The organism is Halochromatium glycolicum (assembly GCF_016584085.1).
Classification (GTDB): domain Bacteria; phylum Pseudomonadota; class Gammaproteobacteria; order Chromatiales; family Chromatiaceae; genus Lamprobacter; species Lamprobacter glycolicus.
In genome coordinates this window covers 1-18,277 of the sequence record NZ_NRSJ01000066.1, presented here as the reverse complement: position 1 = coordinate 18,277, position 18,277 = coordinate 1, and the positions used below count along the sequence as shown (strand labels likewise).

The window sequence follows — 18,277 nt, the reverse complement described above, 5'->3', positions numbered from 1 at the left end:
TGAGGGGAGAACAAGCCAGCTTCATCAAAGCGTTGCTCTGCAGCGAGGCGTCCATGCGTCCAGAGATCTTCAATGCCGGTCTCCGTGTCTTGTCAGCTGCCATCTCCGAGGATGGCGGGAATTGCTGGCTTGCAGGTTCCGTGGTTGACCCTATGCTCGGTTTTTTAGTAATCTCGAGCGTTTACAGTGGCTCAGGAAGCCCGCTCCTGACGCACCGCGAGGGGTCGCCAGAGCGAGGAGTATCAGCTTGCTCAGACCCTGCCTTCTCGCCTCTGCAGCCGGAAGGGCCTCCCGGGGCGCGAGCGGGGCTTGACGGTGATCCCCAGCTCAGACCGTGACGGCTCGTCGGACGATACCTTGGTCTCGACCTGCGCAACCCGGATGTAGAGGCCTGCTGCGGCACAACGACAGGTTGCTGCCTTGAGCGGTTGCTACCTTCTGGTGCGGCCCCGGTATTTGCTGCTTGTGGCGTTGTATCCACCGAGCCGATTCGTACGGAGGGTGCCTGCGTGCATTCAAATTCGGTCGACCGACCTAACAATGACGAAACTGCCGCGACCGGGTTGAGCGGTTCGGCCGCTGCGCCCGGGCCGGGGGGGCAGACCGGTGAGCCAGCGATGCTGAGCGGCGCCGAGATCACCGTGCAGGCGCTGGTCGACGAGGGCGTCGAATACGTCTTCGGCTATCCAGGCGGCGCGGTGCTGCACATCTATGACGCGCTGTTCAAGCGTGGCGATGCGATCCGACACGTGCTGGTGCGCCATGAGCAGGGGGCCACGCACGCCGCTGACGGCTATGCGCGCGCGACTGGCAAGTGCGGCGTCTGCCTGGTGACCTCGGGGCCGGGCGCGACCAACGCCGTGACCGGGATTGCCACCGCGCATATGGATTCGATCCCGATGGTCGTGATCACCGGTCAGGTGCCGACGCCGGTGATTGGCAGCGATGCCTTCCAGGAGGTCGACACCGTCGGCATCACCCGGCCCTGTGTCAAGCACAACTTCCTGGTCAAGCGCATCGAGGACCTGGCCGAGACCATCCGCAAGGCGTTCTTCATTGCGCAGTCCGGGCGTCCTGGTCCGGTCGTGGTCGATATCCCAAAGGACGTGACCGACCCGAATATCAAGATCCCGTATGTCTATCCGCGCGATCTGAGCATCCGTTCCTATAACCCGGCCAAACGCGGGCACCTGGGCCAGATCCGCAAGGCGGTCGAGGCGATGCTCGATGCCAAACGGCCGATCTTCTACACCGGCGGCGGCGCGATCCTGGACGATGCGGCGGCGCCGCTGACCGAGCTGGTGCGGGCGCTCGGCTACCCGATCACCAGCACGCTGATGGGCCTCGGCGCCTATCCGATGACCGACAAGCAGTTCGTCGGTATGCTCGGGATGCATGGCACCTACGAGGCCAACATGGCCATGCACGAGACCGACTGCCTGATCGCGATCGGTGCCCGCTTCGACGACCGCGTGACCGGCAAGATCGAGCATTTCTGCCCACATGCCGAGATCATCCATGTCGACGTCGACCCGTCGTCGATCTCGAAGAACGTCAAGGTGCAGGTTCCGATCGTCGGTCCGGTCGGCAGCGTCGTCACCGACATGCTCGGCGTGCTGCGCGAGAGCGGCGGCCGGCCGGATCAGGACGCGCTTGCGGCCTGGTGGAAGCAGATCGACGACTGGCGTGGGATCGACTGCCTGCGCTATGACCGCTCGAGCCCGGTGATCAAGCCGCAGTTCGCGGTCGAGACCCTGTACAAGGTCACCAACGGTGAGCTCTATCTGACCTCCGATGTCGGTCAGCATCAGATGTTCGCGGCCCAGTTCTATCCGTTCGATAAGCCGCGCCGGTGGATCAACTCGGGCGGGCTCGGCACCATGGGCTTCGGGCTGCCGGCGGCGATGGGCGTGCAGTTGGCGCACCCAGACGCACAGGTCGCCTGCATCTCCGGCGAGGCGAGCATCCTGATGTGCATCCAGGAGATGGCGACCTGCAAGCAGTATGATCTGCCGGTCAAGGTCGTGCTGCTGAACAACGGCTACATGGGCATGGTGCGCCAATGGCAGGAGTTCTTCTACGAGAGCCGTTATGCGCATTCCTATGTTGATGCACTGCCGGACTTCGTCGCGCTCGCCGAGAGCTTCGGTCACGTCGGCATGCGCGTCGAGCGTCCCGAGGAGCTCGAGGCGGCGATGCGCGAGGCGTTCGCGATGACCGATCGCTTCGTCTTCCTCGATGTCGTGGTCGATCCGTCCGAGAACGTCTATCCGATGATCTGCGCCGGCAAGGGCCACCACGAGATGGAGCTGCCGCCGACGATGTCCGAGCGCGAGCTGGCCTGAGGCTGGGAGTCCCTATGCGACACATCATTTCGATGCTGGTCGAGAACGAGTCGGGCGCGCTCTCGCGCATCGCCGGCCTGTTCTCGGCCCGCGGTTACAACATCGAGTCCCTGACCGTCGCGCCGACCGACGAGCCGACGCTTTCGCGGATGACGCTGGTCACGAGCGGCAATGACGACATCGTCGAGCAGATCAAGAAGCAGCTGAACAAGCTGATCGACGTCGTCAAATTGCAGGATCTCTCCGAGGGCGAGCACATCGAGCGCGAGATGATGCTGATCAAGCTCAAGGCGGCCGGCGGCGACCGCGAGGAGCTCAAGCGGCTGACCGAGATCTTCCGCGCGAAGATCATCGATGTGACCGAGGCGAGCTACATCGTTGAACTCACCGGCGCGTCGCGCAAGCTCGATGCCTTCATCGAGGCGGTGCCGGAGGGGCTGATCACCGAGGTGGTGCGCTCCGGCCCGACCGGGATCGCACGCGGCGCAAAGGGGCTGACGCTCTGAGCGATTGCGCTCGGGAGCGGCTCGAAGAGGCGCTAGCCGTCGATGGCTTTGCGCCGACTGCTGAGACCCGCTTGCCGAGACGGGGCCGCTAAACGCTGGGCCCAAACAATGGCATCCTTGCCGGGCTGATTCCGGCTTGCCGCTCGCTGGCCTGCTGAGCGAGCGGCCATCCCCACGAACAATGACCCACTTACACCAGGACCGATCATGGCCATTAACGTTTATTACGACAAAGACGCCGACCTCTCGCTGATCCAGGGGAAGAAGGTCGCGATCATCGGCTACGGCTCGCAGGGCCATGCGCACGCGAACAACCTGAAGGACTCGGGCGTCAATGTCGTCGTCGGCCTGCGCGCCGGCTCGGCGTCGGCGGCCAAGGCGAGTGATGCCGGGCTTGAAGTGCAGGAGATCCCGGCCGCGGTCAGCGGCGCCGATGTGGTGATGATCCTCGCGCCGGATGAACACCAGGCGAAGCTCTATCGCGATCAGGTCGCGCCGAACATCAAGCAGGGCGCCGCGCTGGCCTTCGCACACGGCTTCAACATCCATTACGGCCAGATCGAGCCGCGCGCCGATCTGGACGTGATCATGATCGCACCGAAGGGGCCGGGTCATCTGGTGCGCTCGACCTATACCCAGGGCGGCGGCGTACCGAGCCTGATCGCGGTGCAGCAGGATGCGACCGGGCAGGCGCGTGATATCGCGATGGCCTATGCGTCGGCGAACGGCGGCGGCCGCGCCGGGATCATCGAGACCAGCTTCCGCGAGGAGTGCGAGACCGACCTATTCGGCGAGCAGGTGGTGCTCTGCGGCGGGCTGACGGCGCTGATCCAGGCCGGCTTCGAGACCCTGGTCGAGGCCGGCTACGAGCCGGAGATGGCCTATTTCGAGTGCCTGCACGAGGTCAAGCTGATCGTCGACCTGATCTACGAGGGCGGCATCGCGAACATGCGCTACTCGATCAGCAACACCGCAGAGTACGGCGACCTGACCCGCGGCCCACGCATCATCACCGACGAGACCCGCGCCGAGATGAAGCGGGTGCTCGGCCAGATCCAGGACGGCTCCTTCGCGCGCGAGTTCATCCTCGAGAACCAGGCCGGCGCGCCGCGCATGAAGGCGATGCGCCGCCTGTCGCAGGAGCATCAGATCGAGGAGGTCGGTGGGCGCCTGCGCGAGATGATGCCCTGGATTCGGGAGAAGCAGCTGGTCGACAAGTCGCGGAACTGATTTCCTGGCGGGTAGGCTATGGACCGAGTCAGGTCCATGGCCTCGTCGCGTTTCGCCGATACGAGGCAACCGCGCCCGAAGACCGCTGCTTAGACCACTGGGCAGCGCTTACCGTTCGGTTGGCGCTTGTGAGATGCGCACACGGTCGGTCCCGACCGTGAATACGGCTCCTGTTTGGAGTTCCTGTGGATACAGCTCGATCAGTCGTGCCATCAATGCGATACGACGACGTGCCGGAACGTCTGGTAGCCTAATCAGTCCGCAATGGCTTTGCCCCCGAAGATAGACTAGCGTGCCGAAATCGCTATCGATGGTGATCAGGATACGCTGTTCGCTGACGGCCCACTGCAGTAGCGCTTGATCCCCGGGATCTGGTTGTACTTCTAGGGCTTCCCGCACATCATGTCCCTGCTCTCGAAGCCACAGGGCCAGGCGACGTCCGGCACAACGGTCGACGAGGAACCTCATCCTGGCAGCGCGAGGTGGTCAATCCTGTCATGGGCGATGATGGCGTGCGCATAGGCGAGGCAGGCGCTGATATCCTCCGCCTCCAATCCGGGGTAATCGTCCAAGATTGCGTCGCTGGACTCGCCCTGAGCCAGGAGGCTCAAGATTAGCTCGACCGAGATCCGCGAGTCGCGAATGATCGGCTTGCCGCCGAAGACGTCGGGACGGCTAGTAATCCGGTGTAACAGGTCGTCTTGGCCCATCTGTTCATCCCCGCACTGTGAGCTTCGCGCGCTTCGCGAAGTGCATTCGCACCAGTCTAAGCCCGGCTGATGGCGATAGCGAGCGCCCGTCCTCTCGTCAGCGAATCTGCTCCGGCTCGTCCTTGCGCAGGTAAGCCTCCTCTTCGGGCGTGAGGTCGACCTCGTCGAAGCCGGTGATCATCGGCATCACATGGTCGCGGAACGAGTGACCGGTGGTGAGCATGTAGACGTGGATGAAGACGAAGGTCAGGATCGCGAAGGCGGCTGCAGTGTGGACGAGCGCGATGCCTTCGAGCCAGGCCGTTGCGTCGGGGATGTCCCGCCATGCGAAGTAGAACAGGTAGGCGAGGCCGCTGATCCAGATCGCCGGGAAGAGCACCAGCTTGAGCATGGTGTAGGCCAATGCCTGCAACGGGTTGTGCTTGCGCCAGTAGGCCTTGCGGTAGGGGTGGCGCTCGCCCCTGAAGATGCCGAAGCTGTAGTAGCGCAGCACGCCCCACATCCCGCTGGCGGTGGGGATGAAGTGCCGCCAGTTGCGGGTGGTGAAGAGCCAGAAGGTGCCGAAGGCCCAGACCACCAGCAGTGCCAGCGCGGCGCCGGTGTGCAAGGTCACCGCCTGCTCGAAACTGAGCAGATTATGGAAGCCGTGCAGCCCGAAGCCGGTGATCAGCAGCACAACGATCAGCAGCATCTGCGACCAGTGCCAGAAGCGCTCGAACAGGCTGAAGATCTTGACGCGGTGCAGGGCCATCAGTGGTGGTCTCCCTTCGGTGAGAAGAAGCGGATGCCGGCGTGGATCAGGAGGCCACCCAGGGTGCCGAACACCAGGATGGTGCCGAGATTGTCGAGCCAGGCATTGCGGTCACGACCGGGCAGATAGATGCCTTTGACCTCGGCGAGCCGGCTGTCTTGCGGCGCGTGGCAGTCGCCGCAGGCGAGGGCCTGCTCCTTCGGTGCGACCATGTGCGTGATCGGCCACCAGGAGATCGTCTCGATGAAGCCGTACTCGCCGGAGTAGTCGAGCCCGAAGTCGGCCATGCCCTTCTCGATCGCGGCGCCCATATCGTAGTTGCCCCAGTAGGCGGCCTCGTCCTCACCCCAGAGGTGGGTGTAGACCAGGGTGCCGTGGCCCTTGTCATACGGCTGCCAGGTGTGCATCCGCTTGAACGGCCAGATGCGCGAGCGCTCGTCCTCGCGCGAGCCGCTGAAGCCGTTGATCTCGATCGAGTCGGCGTTCGGGTCGAAGGTTGTGTTGATCGTGGTGTAGACCATCTGGCCGTCGAACCAGTCGTACTCGGGGACGATGTTCTCGTCGTAGGTGAAATCGCCCTTGATCGACTTGTAGGTGTAGCGGTGCTCGCCGTTGCCCTGGATGTAGCCTTCCTCGTGATAGCCCTCGCCGTCACGGGTCTTGCCGGCGGTGCGCCAGTCCCAGTCGACGATGGTCGCGACCCCGCCGCGCGCGAACTCGGGGATATGGCAGGTCTGGCAGGCGACGCTCTGGACATGGTCGTTGAGCTTGAAGGCCGCCAGCGAGTCGACGGGATGGGGTGCCAGCCCGTGGCAGGATTCGCAGGTCGCGACATCGGTGCGCTGGCCGGGCAGGCCGGTGCCCTCGGTGTCCTTGGAGACGACGTTGTAGCGGCTGCCGGCCCAGATGTGCTTGTTGGTCACATGGCAGGCGGTGCAGGCGAAGTTGAGACCGTCGGCGCCCATGTGCACATCGAGGGTGCGCGGCGGCTCGATCAGCGCGGTCGACAGATCGCCGTGCTTGACGTTGTCGCCGCCGCCGCCGTTGAAGTGGCAGCTGCCGCAGTTGGCACGCTGCGGCAGGTCGACGCTCTGCGCGGCGGCGGCCAGATCGATCGGCTCCTTGCCCTCGAACATCACCGAGCAGGCCGCATGGCCTTCGCTGTTCGGGGTCTTGTAGTAGGTGCCGGTGGTCTCGTGGCAGACCAGGCAGTCGATCTTGGTCTCGTCGCTGAAGTCGAAATCTTCGTCCTTCCAGCCGTAACCGGCGTGGCACTGGGCGCACATCCCCTCGTTGCCGCGCGAATTGGTGCAGAAATTGTTGATCAGGTAGCGCTTGCCGAGCTGTTGGCCGGTGTTCGGGTCCTGGTACGACCAGGTCCAGTGGATGTTCTGCATGAAGTGCTCGCCGGTCTCGGTGTGGCAGCCGAGGCAGGCCTCGGTGACCTCCGAGCCGTTGGCGAAGGGACCCTTGAGCTCCTCGAACTTGCTGTGATCGGCGGTGCCGCCCTGCAGCGGACCGGAGACCTGCGGCTTTGGTGCCTCGCTGGCCGGCGGGGTCGGCCAGCCGGATGCATCGGCGAAGAGGGCGCTCGGCATCGCAGCGAGCGCGGTGAGCACGAGGACGAGCGTCCCAAGCGCGGTGAGCCCCGGCCTGAACGCCGGCAGCGACCGCGCCTGTTTGGGCGCTGGTCGGCCCTCTTGGGTGGGCTGTGCGTCGGCCGGGGCGACCTGAACGAACCGGCGCAGACTCTGGTTCAGAATCTGGCGCAGAGTCTGGTGCAGAGTCTGGTGCAGAGTCTGGTGCAGACCCTGGTGCAGACCCTGGTGCAGACCCTGGTGCAGACCCTGGTGCAGACCCTGGTGCAGAATCTGGCGCGGTCTGTGTCGCAGCATCGGAGGTTGCGCGAAGTGGATGCGGCCTCGCATGGGCGGGTCTCTCCAGAAGATGGTCATCTCTGCTCTGGCCCTGTACCCAGGCCGGAGCATGACCGCTTAGTTTCCTAAAGAATGGCCCGTCGCGTCTGTGATATGGCGCAACCCTTGGGTTTGAGATGCGTCATGCGATGTCGCTGGTCAAGCAGTCTGGAAATAAAAAACCCGCCTTTCGGCGGGTTTCTGCGTTCGAGCAAGGCGAGTGCGGTCGAACGGCTTCTCGAGCGGCTTAGCCGAGCTCGTCGGCGCCGATCTGTTTCATCAGGTTGAAGCTCTTGACGAACGGCCCGGCCATGCGCGGGTCCTTGATCATCGAAGAGTAGTCACCGGTCTTGAACTTAAGCTTGCCGGTGGCGTAGGCGGTGCCCATCCCGACCATGCCGATCCCTTTCTCGACCCATTTCAGCCAATCCTTCATGTCAGCACGCATATCCCAATCAGGCTGCTCATCCGACCAATCGCCAGCGCGGACACAGATCCCTTTCTCGACGACGAAGACGCCACGCGGATCGGCCTCGTCCTTGTACCCGCAGGTGATGATGGAATCGAACCCGATCTCGGCGAGCTTGCCGCTGACCTCGGGATCGTTGTTCCAGGCGTCCTTGAGCTGGTTCATCCATTCGGCGGAAAAGAGTTTGGCCATGATCTAGAATCCTCCGTCAATTGGTGTCTGGAGCGGCGTGGTACGTCAGTACAGGGGCAATTACAGCGAGGGCGAGGCCGGGCGCGACGCGGCTACAGGGGCTCACCCACGCGTGGAGGGATTCTACCAGCAAGCCGCAGCGTTTGCGCCGATGTTGAGGGTATCGGCCGTTATCGCTCAGCCAAAATCGAGTCTGATCTCGGCTGGGGCGAGGCGTGCGGCCTCCTCCTCGAGCTCCAACCGCGTGAGCGGGTGGTCATCGAGCCAGTTCGGCGGGAAGCGCAATGACAGATGCTCGCCATCGGCGCTGACCTGCGCTCTGGGGTTGGCCTTCGCCGAACGGCCGCGATGCATCAGCACCGCCAACCGCAGCAGGATGGCGAGCCGGCGGCCGCACTCGCGAGCCGGCCGCGGCAGCTGCGCGAACACATCGACCGGGAACTTGCGCCGGTGTCCCAACACCAGGGCTGCGAGCACGTCCTGTTCCTGGCGGGTGAAGCCGGAGAGGTCGGCATTGCGCAGTAGGTAAGCGCCGTGCTTCTGGTATTGGCTATGCGAGACCGCCAGCCCGATCTCGTGCAGCTCGGCCGCCCAGCCGAGCATCTTCGGATGGTTCTCGTGGCCCAGCTCCCAGGGCTCGCGCAGCTGCGCATGCAGTTCCAGCGCGGTGGCGCGCACCTGTCCCGAATGCTCTGGATCGGTCTCGAAGCGGCGACAGAGGGTCGCGACGGTGCGCTCGCGCACATCCTCATGGTGCACGCGCCCGTCCATCTCATAGATGAGGCCTTCGCGCAGCGCCTGGTCAGAGGCGCGCATCTGCTGGACGCCGAGGTGCTGGAAGACGGCGCGCAAGACGGCGACACCGCCGGCGAACACGGGCCGGCGCTCATCGCTGAGCCCCTTGAACGCCAGTGCCGAGACCTTGCCGCACTCGATCATCGCGTCGCGCAGCCGTGCCAGGCCCTCGAGCGTGATGCCGTCCTCGCTCCAGCCCTCGGCTGCAAGCACCGAGGCGATCGCCTTGATCGTCCCCGAGCTGCCCGTCGCCGTCGACCAACCGGATTGGCGAAAGAGCTCGCGGACCGGGCGGATCTCGAGCGCGCAGGCCAGCTCCGCCTTGTCCATTGCCTTGGCGGTGATCTTGTCATTGGGAAAGTAGCGCCGCGAGATGCTGACGCACCCCATGTGCAGGCTCTCGCGCAGCGTCGCCTGGAAGCCCTGGCCGACGATCAGCTCGGTGCTGCCGCCGCCGATGTCGACGACGAGCCGCTTCTCATCACCGATCGCGAGCCCATGGGCCACGCCCAGATAGATCAGCCGCGCCTCTTCGCGGCCGGCGATGACCTCGATGGGGTGATCGAGTAGCCGCTCGGCCTGCTCGACGAAGCCCGTCTCGGCGCGCAGCTGACGCAAGGTGTTGGTGCCGACAACGCGGATATTGTCCGGGGCGACACCGCGCAGGCGCTGGCCGATCCGCTCGAGACAGGCGAGGGCGCGTTCGGCGACCTCGGGAAGGAGCTGCTTATCCTCGGTCAAGCCCTCGCCGAGGCGGACCATCTCCTTGTAGCGGTCGATGACCTGCAAGGTGCCGCCGTCGAGCCTTGCAACCAATAGATGAAACGAGTTCGAGCCGAGATCGACCGCGGCAAAGCTGTCCGGCGGCGTCGGGGCTGCGGGGGCCGGCGCCTTGACCTGCGGAGCGGGGTTCCGCTCGGGATGCCGGGCAGAGTGCCCATCAGGAGGCTGATCAAGCGCGCGGTCAGGCGATCGATCGGGCCGCCGATCAGACGGCCGATCAGGCGGCCGATCAGGATCTGGGGCGACGGAAACGTCGGCGTCGGCCATGCAGTTCTCGCAACGTGGCGGCAGCGGCTGCAGAGTATAAACGGCTTTGCTCGGCTTTGCGGCATCGCCAGCCGGGATGCGGCGCCGGGGCGGCTTCCATCCCAGCGCTGTCCGGCCATCAGTGGCCGGGCGGGATCAACTCGTCTGGTTGGCGCCGGCTTGATCAGGTGCTGCCGGCGACTGCGGGCTATTCGTCGGCAGTGCGGCTGTGCGACGCATCCTGATCTCGATCGGCTCGGCCGAGCGCAGGTGGATATCGCGCTGTGGGAAGGCGATGCCGATGCCGGCGGCGCGGAACTTGTCATCGATCGCCTGATGCAGCTCGCTGATCGCTGCGAGGCGGAAATCCAGCGTCTCGAGGTAGCAGCGGAGCACGAGGTTGAGGGCGTTGTCCCCGAATCCCTCGAAGGTGATCATGGGCTCCGGGTCGTCGAGGACCAGCGGATGCTCGGCGGCCGCCTCGCTCAGCAGTGCCAGGGCCTTGCGGGTATCGCTGCCGTATTCGATGCCGACCGGGATCACGACACGGTTGAGCTGATCGCTCAGGGTCCAGTTCAGCAGCCGGCCCGTGATGAACTCCTTGTTCGGCACCAACAGCTCTTGGCGATCCCAGTTGCGGATGGTCGTCGCGCGGATCTCGATCTTGCTGACCGTGCCGGTGGTGTCACCGATGGTGACGATATCGCCGACCCGCACCGGCCGCTCGAACAGGATGATCAGGCCGCTGATGAAGTTGGCGACGATCTCCTGCAGTCCGAAGCCGATGCCGACGCCGAGTGCGGCGACCAGCCATTGGACTTGCGACCAGCGCAGGCCCAGGGTGCCGGCCACGAGCAGGATGCCGGCCGCGGTGATGACGTAGCGCGTCAGTTTGACGAGCGTGTACCGGCCGCTGGCGGTGATCGAGCTGTTCTTGAGCAGCAGGATCTCGAGCAGGGCCGGCAGATTCTTGACCGCGACCACTGCCGCTGCGCCGATGATCAGGATCAGGCCGACATCGGCCAGTGTGACCGGCACCAGCTCCTTGGCGCCCTCAACCTCGGTGGTATAGGACCAGAGGGTCTGCTGATCGAAGACATTCAGGGCCGGGAGCACGTCGGACCAGATCATCCAGAGCCCGATCGCAGCGACGATGACGATCACACTGTTGAGCAGGCGGCGGGTCTGGCTGTCGAGCGCGGCGAGGTCGACCGGCTCATCGGGCGCTTCCAGTCGCTGGGCGCCTTGCTCGGCGGCCTCCCGTTGGGCCTCACGCTGGGCGCGGCGCTCGAGTGCTGCCTCCAGCGCCAGGCCCCGTCGCGTCACGATCAGCCAACGCACGATCATCTGATGCACGACCACGAGGGCCAGCGCCAGCCAGAGCTCGCTGAGCAGCGAGCGCAACAGGATGCCGGCCGTGTAGAGGTAGCCGGCCAAGCTGACGCCGGCGAGCACGATCGGGACGGCGACGAGGGTGGGATACCAGAGGTGGCGCGTCTTATTCAGCCAGCCCTGTGGCTGAGCCTCGAGGGCGGCGGCGAAGAGACCGCGCTTGGGGTGCGCGAGCAGCGCCGTCAGGACGGTCAGGCCAACCGCGATCGCGACCACGATGAATCGCGTCAAGGTGCCGTTGAAGCCGGGGTCGTCGTAATGCCCTACCGTCTGGCCGACAAAGCCGAGCGGAAGCAAGACCCAGGCCATCCACTGCATCGTTCGGCGCAGCGTGCGCAATGTGCTCGCGGACCAGCGAAAATGCCGATCCGCAACGCCGTTGGGCATGCATAGGAGCCGGAAGGCGCGCAGAAAATAGAAGGGGAGGGCGACCGTGAACAGCCCGCTACCGACGGCGAGCGAGAACGGCGTGCCAGCCGAGGCGCGACTGAGCTCCCAGCCGAGGAGCGCACTGAGCAGCGGCCAAGGTGCCGCGACCAACAGGGTCAGGCCGAGCGCTGAGACCGAGTAGCCGAAGCGGTCGGTGCTGATCCGGCGCATCGGCTCCGAGTAACCGCGGATGCGGCGTCGGAGCCGCGGGCCGGTTGCGAGCAGCACGGCGAACAGGAGAAGGCCGAGCCAGAACAGCGGCGAGGAACTCGCGATTCGAGCCAGCGATTCCAGCACCTCGCCCCAATGCTGCGGGGCGATCAGCCACCAGAGCGCCGACTTCAGCGGTGCCAGCGGCTGCTCGGTGATCGGCGCGGTGCTGCGGACCCAGAGTAGATGCTCGGCCAGGAAGTCGCGGTACTGCGTGACCACGTCCGCGTATTGGTCGGCGGTGAAGTCGAGGTCGCCGATGGACCGCTGGTAGCTGTCCTGCACCCGCAGCGCCCGCTCGAGCAGGTCCCGCTGACGCTCGAGCTGAGCGATGACCTGAGCCCGGAGGGTCGCGTCTGCGGGCGCGTCGGCGTCTTCGAGCACGGCCGCCGCGGCGGCGTCGATCTCGTCGAGCCTGCGCAGCGCCTCGCGCAGCTGGATCTGCTCGAAGGTGACCTCGGCGATCTCTTCGGCACGCTCATCGGCCCGTTCGCGGAGCAGGCCCGGATCGGGCAGATCGGCGCGTTCGTCGACGAGGATCTGCCCGACGGCTTGACTGAGACCGGCTGCCGCGATGCGCTCGCGCGCGCTCTTGAGCTGGAGCCCTGTCTCCTGCAGCTGCTCTTCGAGGGCGACATGCTGTTCGTCGATCCGGTCGAGTGCGGCGGTGACCTCCGTGATGGTCTCGCTGATCTCGCGATTGCGGTGGGCGAGCGCCTGGACCACCGGAGCGGCTTCAGCGAGCTCACGTTCGGCACTCTCGGTCTCTGCGCGGACACGCTCGGCCTCGATCTTGCGCAGCCGGTCCGCCTCGTTCTCGAGGTAGGCCCGTCTGAGCCTGAGCCGTTCGAGCGCGGCAGCCCGCTGATCGCGTCGGGCCTCGGTGAGCTGGCGGCGGGCGTCGGCGCTCACGATCCGTTGGTCCAGCATGATCATCTCGGCGCGCAGCGCGGCGCGCCGGGTCTCGAGCGCCCAGCGACGCGCTTGGCGGAGCGCGTCCGACTGCCCCTCGGGCTGGGGCCGATTGAGTTCGGCCTCGAGCTCGGTCAATTCCTGGGTGGCTGCAGCGAGGCGCCGACGGACCTCGGCGGGCTGGCTCGATTGGTCGCTGAGGATCTTGTCGAGCTCGGCGAGCTGCGCCTCGAGCGCGGCGGCTTCGGCCTGCTCGCGCGCCAACAGCTGCTCGATCTCAGCGACCGTGACCTGCGCCGGCAGCTCGACCGGTGGGTCGGCGGCGGTCTTGAGGCGCTCGGCCTCGGCGCGCAGCGCTGCGGCCTCCTCAGGCGCGGTCTCCAGTGCCGCCAAGTAGGTCGCGGCCTCGCTCTCAAAGGCGTCCATCGACTCCAGATTCGCGAGCGCATTCCGGTAGCGCTCGCTCAGCTGCTGCTTGGTCTCGTTCGACAGCTCGGTGTTCTCCTCGAGCTCGGCCAGCTTGGCCTCGAGCTGCGCGCGCGAGACCGGGGTCTGGATGCTCGGTGCGTCGGCCGAGCGCGGCGTCTCGGCCGAGACCTGTGCCAAGGCGCCATCGATCAACGGGAGCCATGCGGCGAGGGCGAGCAGCGCCGGTAGCAGGCCCGGTAACAGGCCCGGCAACCGGCCGGGCAACAAGGCCGGCAACAGGCCCTTTAACAGGCCCTTTAACAGGCTGGGCAACCGGCCGGGCAGCAGCTCTGGCAACAGGTCCGGCAACAGCCTCGGCGCGCGCCGCCGAGCGCGGGTCGAATCGCCTTGCCGGCGATCAGGCGATGGCGCCGTCTGCGGGTGTAAGGCGTTGGTGGCCTGGGATCGTTTGGTGTGCATCTTGAGGGTAGGGGCAGCGCTGAATACGGCGCCTAGTTCAGTCCGTCTCGCGGAGCGCCTTCACATAGACCTGAGAATTGCGCGCGCTATTGTATTGGCGCTGCCGCTCATCGGGCAGGTCCTGGACGGTGCCGGGCAGGAATCCGCGCTCGCGGAACCAGTGCGCGGTTTGGGTCGTGAGCACGAACAGCCGCGACAGGCCTTGCGCGCGTGCGCAGTGCTCCATATGGGCGAGCAGCCGGTCTCCACGTCCTTGCGCGCGGTAGGCCGGGTGCACGGCAACGCAGGCGAGCTCGCCGATCGCGGCTTGCGGATAGCCCTGCAGCGCGGCGCAGGCGATGATCGTGCCGTCGAGCTCGGTGACCTGAAAGCGGTCGATGACCAGCTCGAGCTCTTCGGCCGAGCGCGGCACCAGGATGCCGGCGCGCTCCATCGGCTCGAGCAGTGCCTTGATCCCGGGGATGTCGCCGCTCTGGGCGGTGCGCAGCCGTTCGCAGGGCTCACCGGTGATCAGGGTTCCGGCGCCGTCGCGTGTGAAGAGCTCGCGCAACAAAGCGGACGGGTCGCTGCGCCCGACGATGTGCACCCGGGCGACGCCGTGCTCGCAGGCCTCGGCTGCGGCGCGCAGCGCCAGGGCGAGATCCTCGCTGAGGTCGGGGCGGGCCGCCAGCAGTTCCGGGACCTGGGCGCCGAGCAGGTGCGAGCGAACCCTGTCGCCAGATCGGGCTGGGGCTGGGTTCGGGGCCGGCTCCGGCTCGGTCAGGCCGGCGCCTTCGACGAGGAAGATCAGCTTGTCGGCGTTGAGCGTGACTGCGGCGGCGCGCGCGACGTCGGCGGCCGTGAGATTGAAGACCTCGCCGGTCAGCGAGTAACCGATCGGCGGCATCAGCGCGACGGCGCCGTCCTCGAGCCGCTGGTTCAGGGATTCGCGGTCGATCCGCCGCACCGTGCCGGTGTGGCGGTAATCGACCCCCTCGAGCACCCCGATCGGGCGCGCGAAGACGAAGTTGCCGGATGCGACCGGGATGCGCACCCCGGCCATCGGTGAGTTGGCAAGGCCGAGCGACAGCAGGGCCTCGATCTCGACCCGGGCTGCGCCCGCGGCCTCCTTGACGCAGGCGAGGGCTGCGTCGTCGGTGACCCGCAGCCCTTTGACATAGCGCAGTGCGGCGCCGCGCTCGGCGAGCCGACGCTCGATCTGCGGCCGAGCGCCGTGGACCATCACGAGCCGAATCCCGAGCCCGTGCAGGAGGGCGATGTCATGCACGATCTCGGGAAGCCTTGCATCGTCGAGGACCTCGCCGCCAAAGGCGATCACGAAGGTCCGTCCGCGATGGGCATGGATGTAGGGTGTGCAGTGCCGGAACCAATGCAGAAATGCATCGCCGTGCGCGCTTGTGGTCATGTCCGCCGTGCGTTCTGGCTGGTCTAATCGTCGGGAGCTCATGGTCTGGGAGTCTGGACGGCGCCGGCTGGGATTAGGCCTGGGATAGGCCAAGGACAGGCCGAGCTTGGTCAGCCGGTAACGCAGCGAGCGCGGCGACATGCCGAGGCGTTTCGCCGCGGCGGTCCGGTTCCAGCGGGTCGAGTCCAACGCCTCGAGGATCGCCTTGCGCTCGATCTCATCGAGGCGGTCCTCGAGCGGACGGGCGCCGGTTTCGGGCTCCGGGCGGACCGCCCCGCGCTTGCGTCGGGCCTGGACTGCCGGAAGGTGCAGGTCGTTGACATCGAGCCGCTGCATCTCGTCGGCGAGCGCGGTCGCGCGCTCGAGGATGTTCTGCAGCTCGCGCACATTACCGGGAAAGGGGAGGCCTGACAGGGCCTCGAGGGCCGCATCGCTGAGATGCGGCGTCGGCGCCGCGGTGGCTGCAGCGAGCTGGGTCAGGATCTGCTCGGCGAGCAGCGGGATATCCTCCGGGCGCTCGCGCAGCGGCGGCATCACCAGCTCGATCACGTTGATCCGATAGAATAGGTCCTGGCGAAAGCGGCCGCTCTCGACCTCGGCCTCGAGGTCGCAATGGCTGGCGCTGATGATGCGCACGTCGACCGCGATCTCGTGCTCGCTGCCAACCGGACGGACCCGCTTCTCCTGGATCGCGCGCAGTAGCTTGACCTGCATCGCGAGCGGGAGGTCGGCGATCTCATCGAGGAACAGCGTGCCATGTTGAGCGGCCTGGAACAGCCCGATCTTGTCGCTGACGGCGCCGGTGAAGCTCCCCTTGCGATGGCCGAACAGCTCGCTCTCGATCAGCTCTGCCGGGATCGCGCCGCAGTTGACCGGAACGAACGGCTGATCCTGGCGGGGTCCCTGGCGGTGGATCAGCCGCGCGGCCAGCTCCTTGCCGGTCCCGCTCTCGCCGCTGATGTAGATCGGGGCCTGGCTGCGCGCCAGCTTCGTGATCATCGCCCGTGTCTCGCGCATCGCCTGCGAGGTCCCGACGAGCTCGCCGGCGGTCGCGTCGGAAGCCGTTGCGGTGCTGGTCCCGATCAGGCGCAGCGCAGAGCCGATCAGCTCCCGCAGATCCTTGAGGTCGATCGGTTTGGAGACGAAATCGAAGGCGCCCGCCTTCATCGCCGCCACCGCGGTTTCCATGCTGCCGTAGGCGGTCAGCACCGCTACCGGCGTGGTCGGATGCTGCTCGACGATGGTCCGGACCAGGTCGATCCCGTCACCGTCCGGCAGCCGCATGTCGGTCAGGCACAGATCGAAGCGCTCCTCGCCGAGCAAACGCAGGGCCTCGGCAAGCGTCTGTGCGCCGCGGCTGGTCACCCCAATTCGGGTGCAGGTGATGGTGACGAGCTCGAGGATGTCGCGCTCGTCGTCGACGATCAGGAGATGCGCCTTACTCATGGCCTCATGGTTGGTGATGGGCGGCAAAGGTCAGCCTGAAGCAGGCGCCTGCGTGCCGCTGTTCACTATACGCCAGTCGCATGCCGTTGGATTCCGCTAAGGCCCGCGCGGCGTAGAGCCCGAGCCCGGTGCCGCTCGATGCGGTCGTGAAGAACGGCTCGAAGACGGCCTCATGCAGGTCCGGCGGAATGCCGGGGCCTTGATCGGATAGACGCAGCTGGACCCTGTTGTCGGCGCCTCTGTCGAGCGCAAGATGGATGCTGCAGCGGCCGGTTCCGTCGCGGCCGTGGAGGCGCGCGTTATCGCAGAGATTGCTGAGGATCTGCTGCAGATGACGGGAATCGGCATGGACCTCCAAGGTGCGCTCGGGGAGCTGAAGGATCAGCTCATGACCGGCGAGGCCGTTCATCTCGCGATACTCGTGGCAGAACGCGACGAGCCAGCCATTGAGCTCGAGCCGCTGCGGCTCGGCGCGATGACGGTTGGCGAGGTCGAGGACGCTGGCGACGGTCTCGTCCAGGCGCTGCGTATTCCGCTGGATGATCGCGAGCAGACGCTGATCCTCGGTGTCGAGATGCTCCGACTCGGCCAGCAGCTGGCCGGCGTGCGAGATCGCCGCGAGCGGGTTGCGGATATTGTGCGCGACGCTCGCCGAGAGGCGGCCGACCGAGGCCAGGTTCATATCCTGAGCCTGGCGCAGCATCTCCTGCTCGTCGCGCAGGTAGAGGAGTGCGCCATGCGGACGATTGTGGCCGAGCAGATGCAGTGAGGGGCGCAGGCTGTGTCCATTCAGCTGGATGATCCGGCCAGCGACCGGCTCACCAGCGACCATCCGCTCGAGCCAGTCGAGCAGAGGCGGCGCGGCTCGGCCCAGGGCGACGCCGCGGCGCCAGCTCGAGCCCTCCAGGACCTGCTGGGCGGCGGCATTGGACAGCCTGATGCGCCGTTCGCCATCGATGACCAGCACACCGATGCTCAATTGCTGGATCACATAGTCATTGAGCTTCGAGAGATCGGCGACATCGATCTCGCGGCGGGCGACACGCCGCTCGCTCGCCTGGAGGCGCTTTGAGAGGCCATGCGCGAGCATGGCCACCGAGAAGTAGACGAGACCGAGCAGTCCGGCCTCGAGGTAGCTGCCGCGATGGCCGTCGAGATACAGCTCGGCGTGCACCTGGACACTGATGACCCCGAGTGAGGCCAGCGCCGCGAACAGCAACGACTGCCGGCCGGCGAGCAGCAGGGCGCCCCAGGTCAGGGGGACGACCGGCAGCAGGCCGAAGCCGGCCGCGACCCCGCCGCTGAGATGGATCAGCAACATGGCGAAGGCGCTGTCCAGGAAGACGGCCAGTTGGACCTGTTGGTCGCGGCGGGGCCAGCCGACCACTGTCATCAGGCCGCTGAGCAGGATCACGGCTGTCTGCACCAGCAGCAGCTGCCGTGCACCGGACGGCTCGGCCACGCGCGGCAGCCAGTCGGCCGAACCTTCGAACGACAGCATGAGCAGCAGGGCCAGCACCAACAGCAGACGGGACAGGAACAGCCAGCTCAAGGCGTCGCGGTCTGTCAATGAGGGGCGCCGTCGCGAGTGCCTGTGCTGGGCGCTGGGCTGGGGGCTCAGCTGGTGGCTCAGCTGGGCGCTGGGTTGGGGG

Annotated in this window: 12 protein-coding genes and 1 pseudogene; 3 read left to right on the top strand and 10 right to left on the bottom strand. The window is 66.3% G+C overall.

From position 1 onward, the window contains the following. Positions 1–617: 617 nt before the first annotated feature. The 3 genes from CKO40_RS22130 (at position 618) to ilvC (ending at position 4,081) form a co-directional block, all read left to right on the top strand. Positions 618–2,345 (top strand): acetolactate synthase 3 large subunit, encoded by a 1,728-nt coding sequence (locus CKO40_RS22130; protein WP_200348623.1) that lies wholly within the window; start codon positions 618–620, stop codon positions 2,343–2,345. A 14-nt stretch (positions 2,346–2,359) separates the two neighbouring features. After that, positions 2,360–2,851 carry an acetolactate synthase small subunit gene (gene ilvN, locus CKO40_RS22125; protein ID WP_200348622.1) on the top strand — a complete coding sequence of 164 codons (492 nt, stop codon included), beginning with the start codon at positions 2,360–2,362 and terminating at the stop codon, positions 2,849–2,851. 213 nt (positions 2,852–3,064) lie between these two features. Further along, positions 3,065–4,081 carry a ketol-acid reductoisomerase gene (gene ilvC / locus CKO40_RS22120; protein WP_200348626.1) on the top strand — a complete coding sequence of 339 codons (1,017 nt, stop codon included), beginning with the start codon at positions 3,065–3,067 and terminating at the stop codon, positions 4,079–4,081. A gap of 108 nt (positions 4,082–4,189) precedes the next feature. On the opposite strand, the gene CKO40_RS25510 is transcribed toward ilvC, so the two are convergent. The 10 genes and pseudogenes from CKO40_RS25510 to CKO40_RS22070 form a co-directional block, all read right to left on the bottom strand. Next, positions 4,190–4,549: a DUF5615 family PIN-like protein gene (locus tag CKO40_RS25510; protein ID WP_200348621.1), complete on the bottom strand. Its 360-nt coding sequence runs from the start codon at positions 4,547–4,549 to the stop codon at positions 4,190–4,192. Next, a complete protein-coding gene (locus CKO40_RS22110) occupies positions 4,546–4,791 on the bottom strand; it encodes a DUF433 domain-containing protein (protein WP_200348620.1) in 246 nt (81 codons plus the stop codon). The genes CKO40_RS25510 and CKO40_RS22110 overlap by 4 nt, the downstream gene beginning before the upstream one ends. Before the next feature lie 97 nt (positions 4,792–4,888). Then, on the bottom strand, positions 4,889–5,542 hold the full coding sequence (locus CKO40_RS22105; RefSeq protein ID WP_200348619.1) for a cytochrome b/b6 domain-containing protein: 654 nt from the start codon (positions 5,540–5,542) through the stop codon (positions 4,889–4,891). Next, positions 5,542–7,140 (bottom strand): tetrathionate reductase family octaheme c-type cytochrome, encoded by a 1,599-nt coding sequence (locus tag CKO40_RS22100; protein WP_200348625.1) that lies wholly within the window; start codon positions 7,138–7,140, stop codon positions 5,542–5,544. The genes CKO40_RS22105 and CKO40_RS22100 overlap by 1 nt, the downstream gene beginning before the upstream one ends. Positions 7,141–7,705: 565 nt before the next feature. Further along, the gene (locus tag CKO40_RS22095; protein WP_200348618.1) at positions 7,706–8,119 is read right to left on the bottom strand and encodes an SCP2 sterol-binding domain-containing protein; all 414 of its coding nucleotides are present in this window, start codon (positions 8,117–8,119) and stop codon (positions 7,706–7,708) included. Positions 8,120–8,296: 177 nt separating this feature from the next. After that, complete coding sequence (ppx, locus tag CKO40_RS22090) at positions 8,297–9,964, bottom strand: exopolyphosphatase (protein WP_200348617.1); 1,668 nt, start codon at positions 9,962–9,964, stop codon at positions 8,297–8,299. A 135-nt stretch (positions 9,965–10,099) separates the two neighbouring features. Further along, entirely contained in the window at positions 10,100–13,774 is a 3,675-nt protein-coding gene (locus CKO40_RS22085; protein ID WP_200348616.1) for a mechanosensitive ion channel domain-containing protein, read from the bottom strand. A 37-nt stretch (positions 13,775–13,811) separates the two neighbouring features. Beyond that, the gene (gene argA / locus CKO40_RS22080) at positions 13,812–15,179 is read right to left on the bottom strand and encodes an amino-acid N-acetyltransferase (RefSeq protein ID WP_200348624.1); all 1,368 of its coding nucleotides are present in this window, start codon (positions 15,177–15,179) and stop codon (positions 13,812–13,814) included. Positions 15,180–15,293: 114 nt separating this feature from the next. Further along, positions 15,294–16,625: pseudogene (locus CKO40_RS22075) on the bottom strand (sigma-54-dependent transcriptional regulator); the annotation flags it as partial. Between the two features lie 4 nt (positions 16,626–16,629). Next, the coding region (locus CKO40_RS22070) for a sensor histidine kinase (protein ID WP_207173800.1) at positions 16,630–18,277 on the bottom strand (1,648 nt) is incomplete at its 5' end.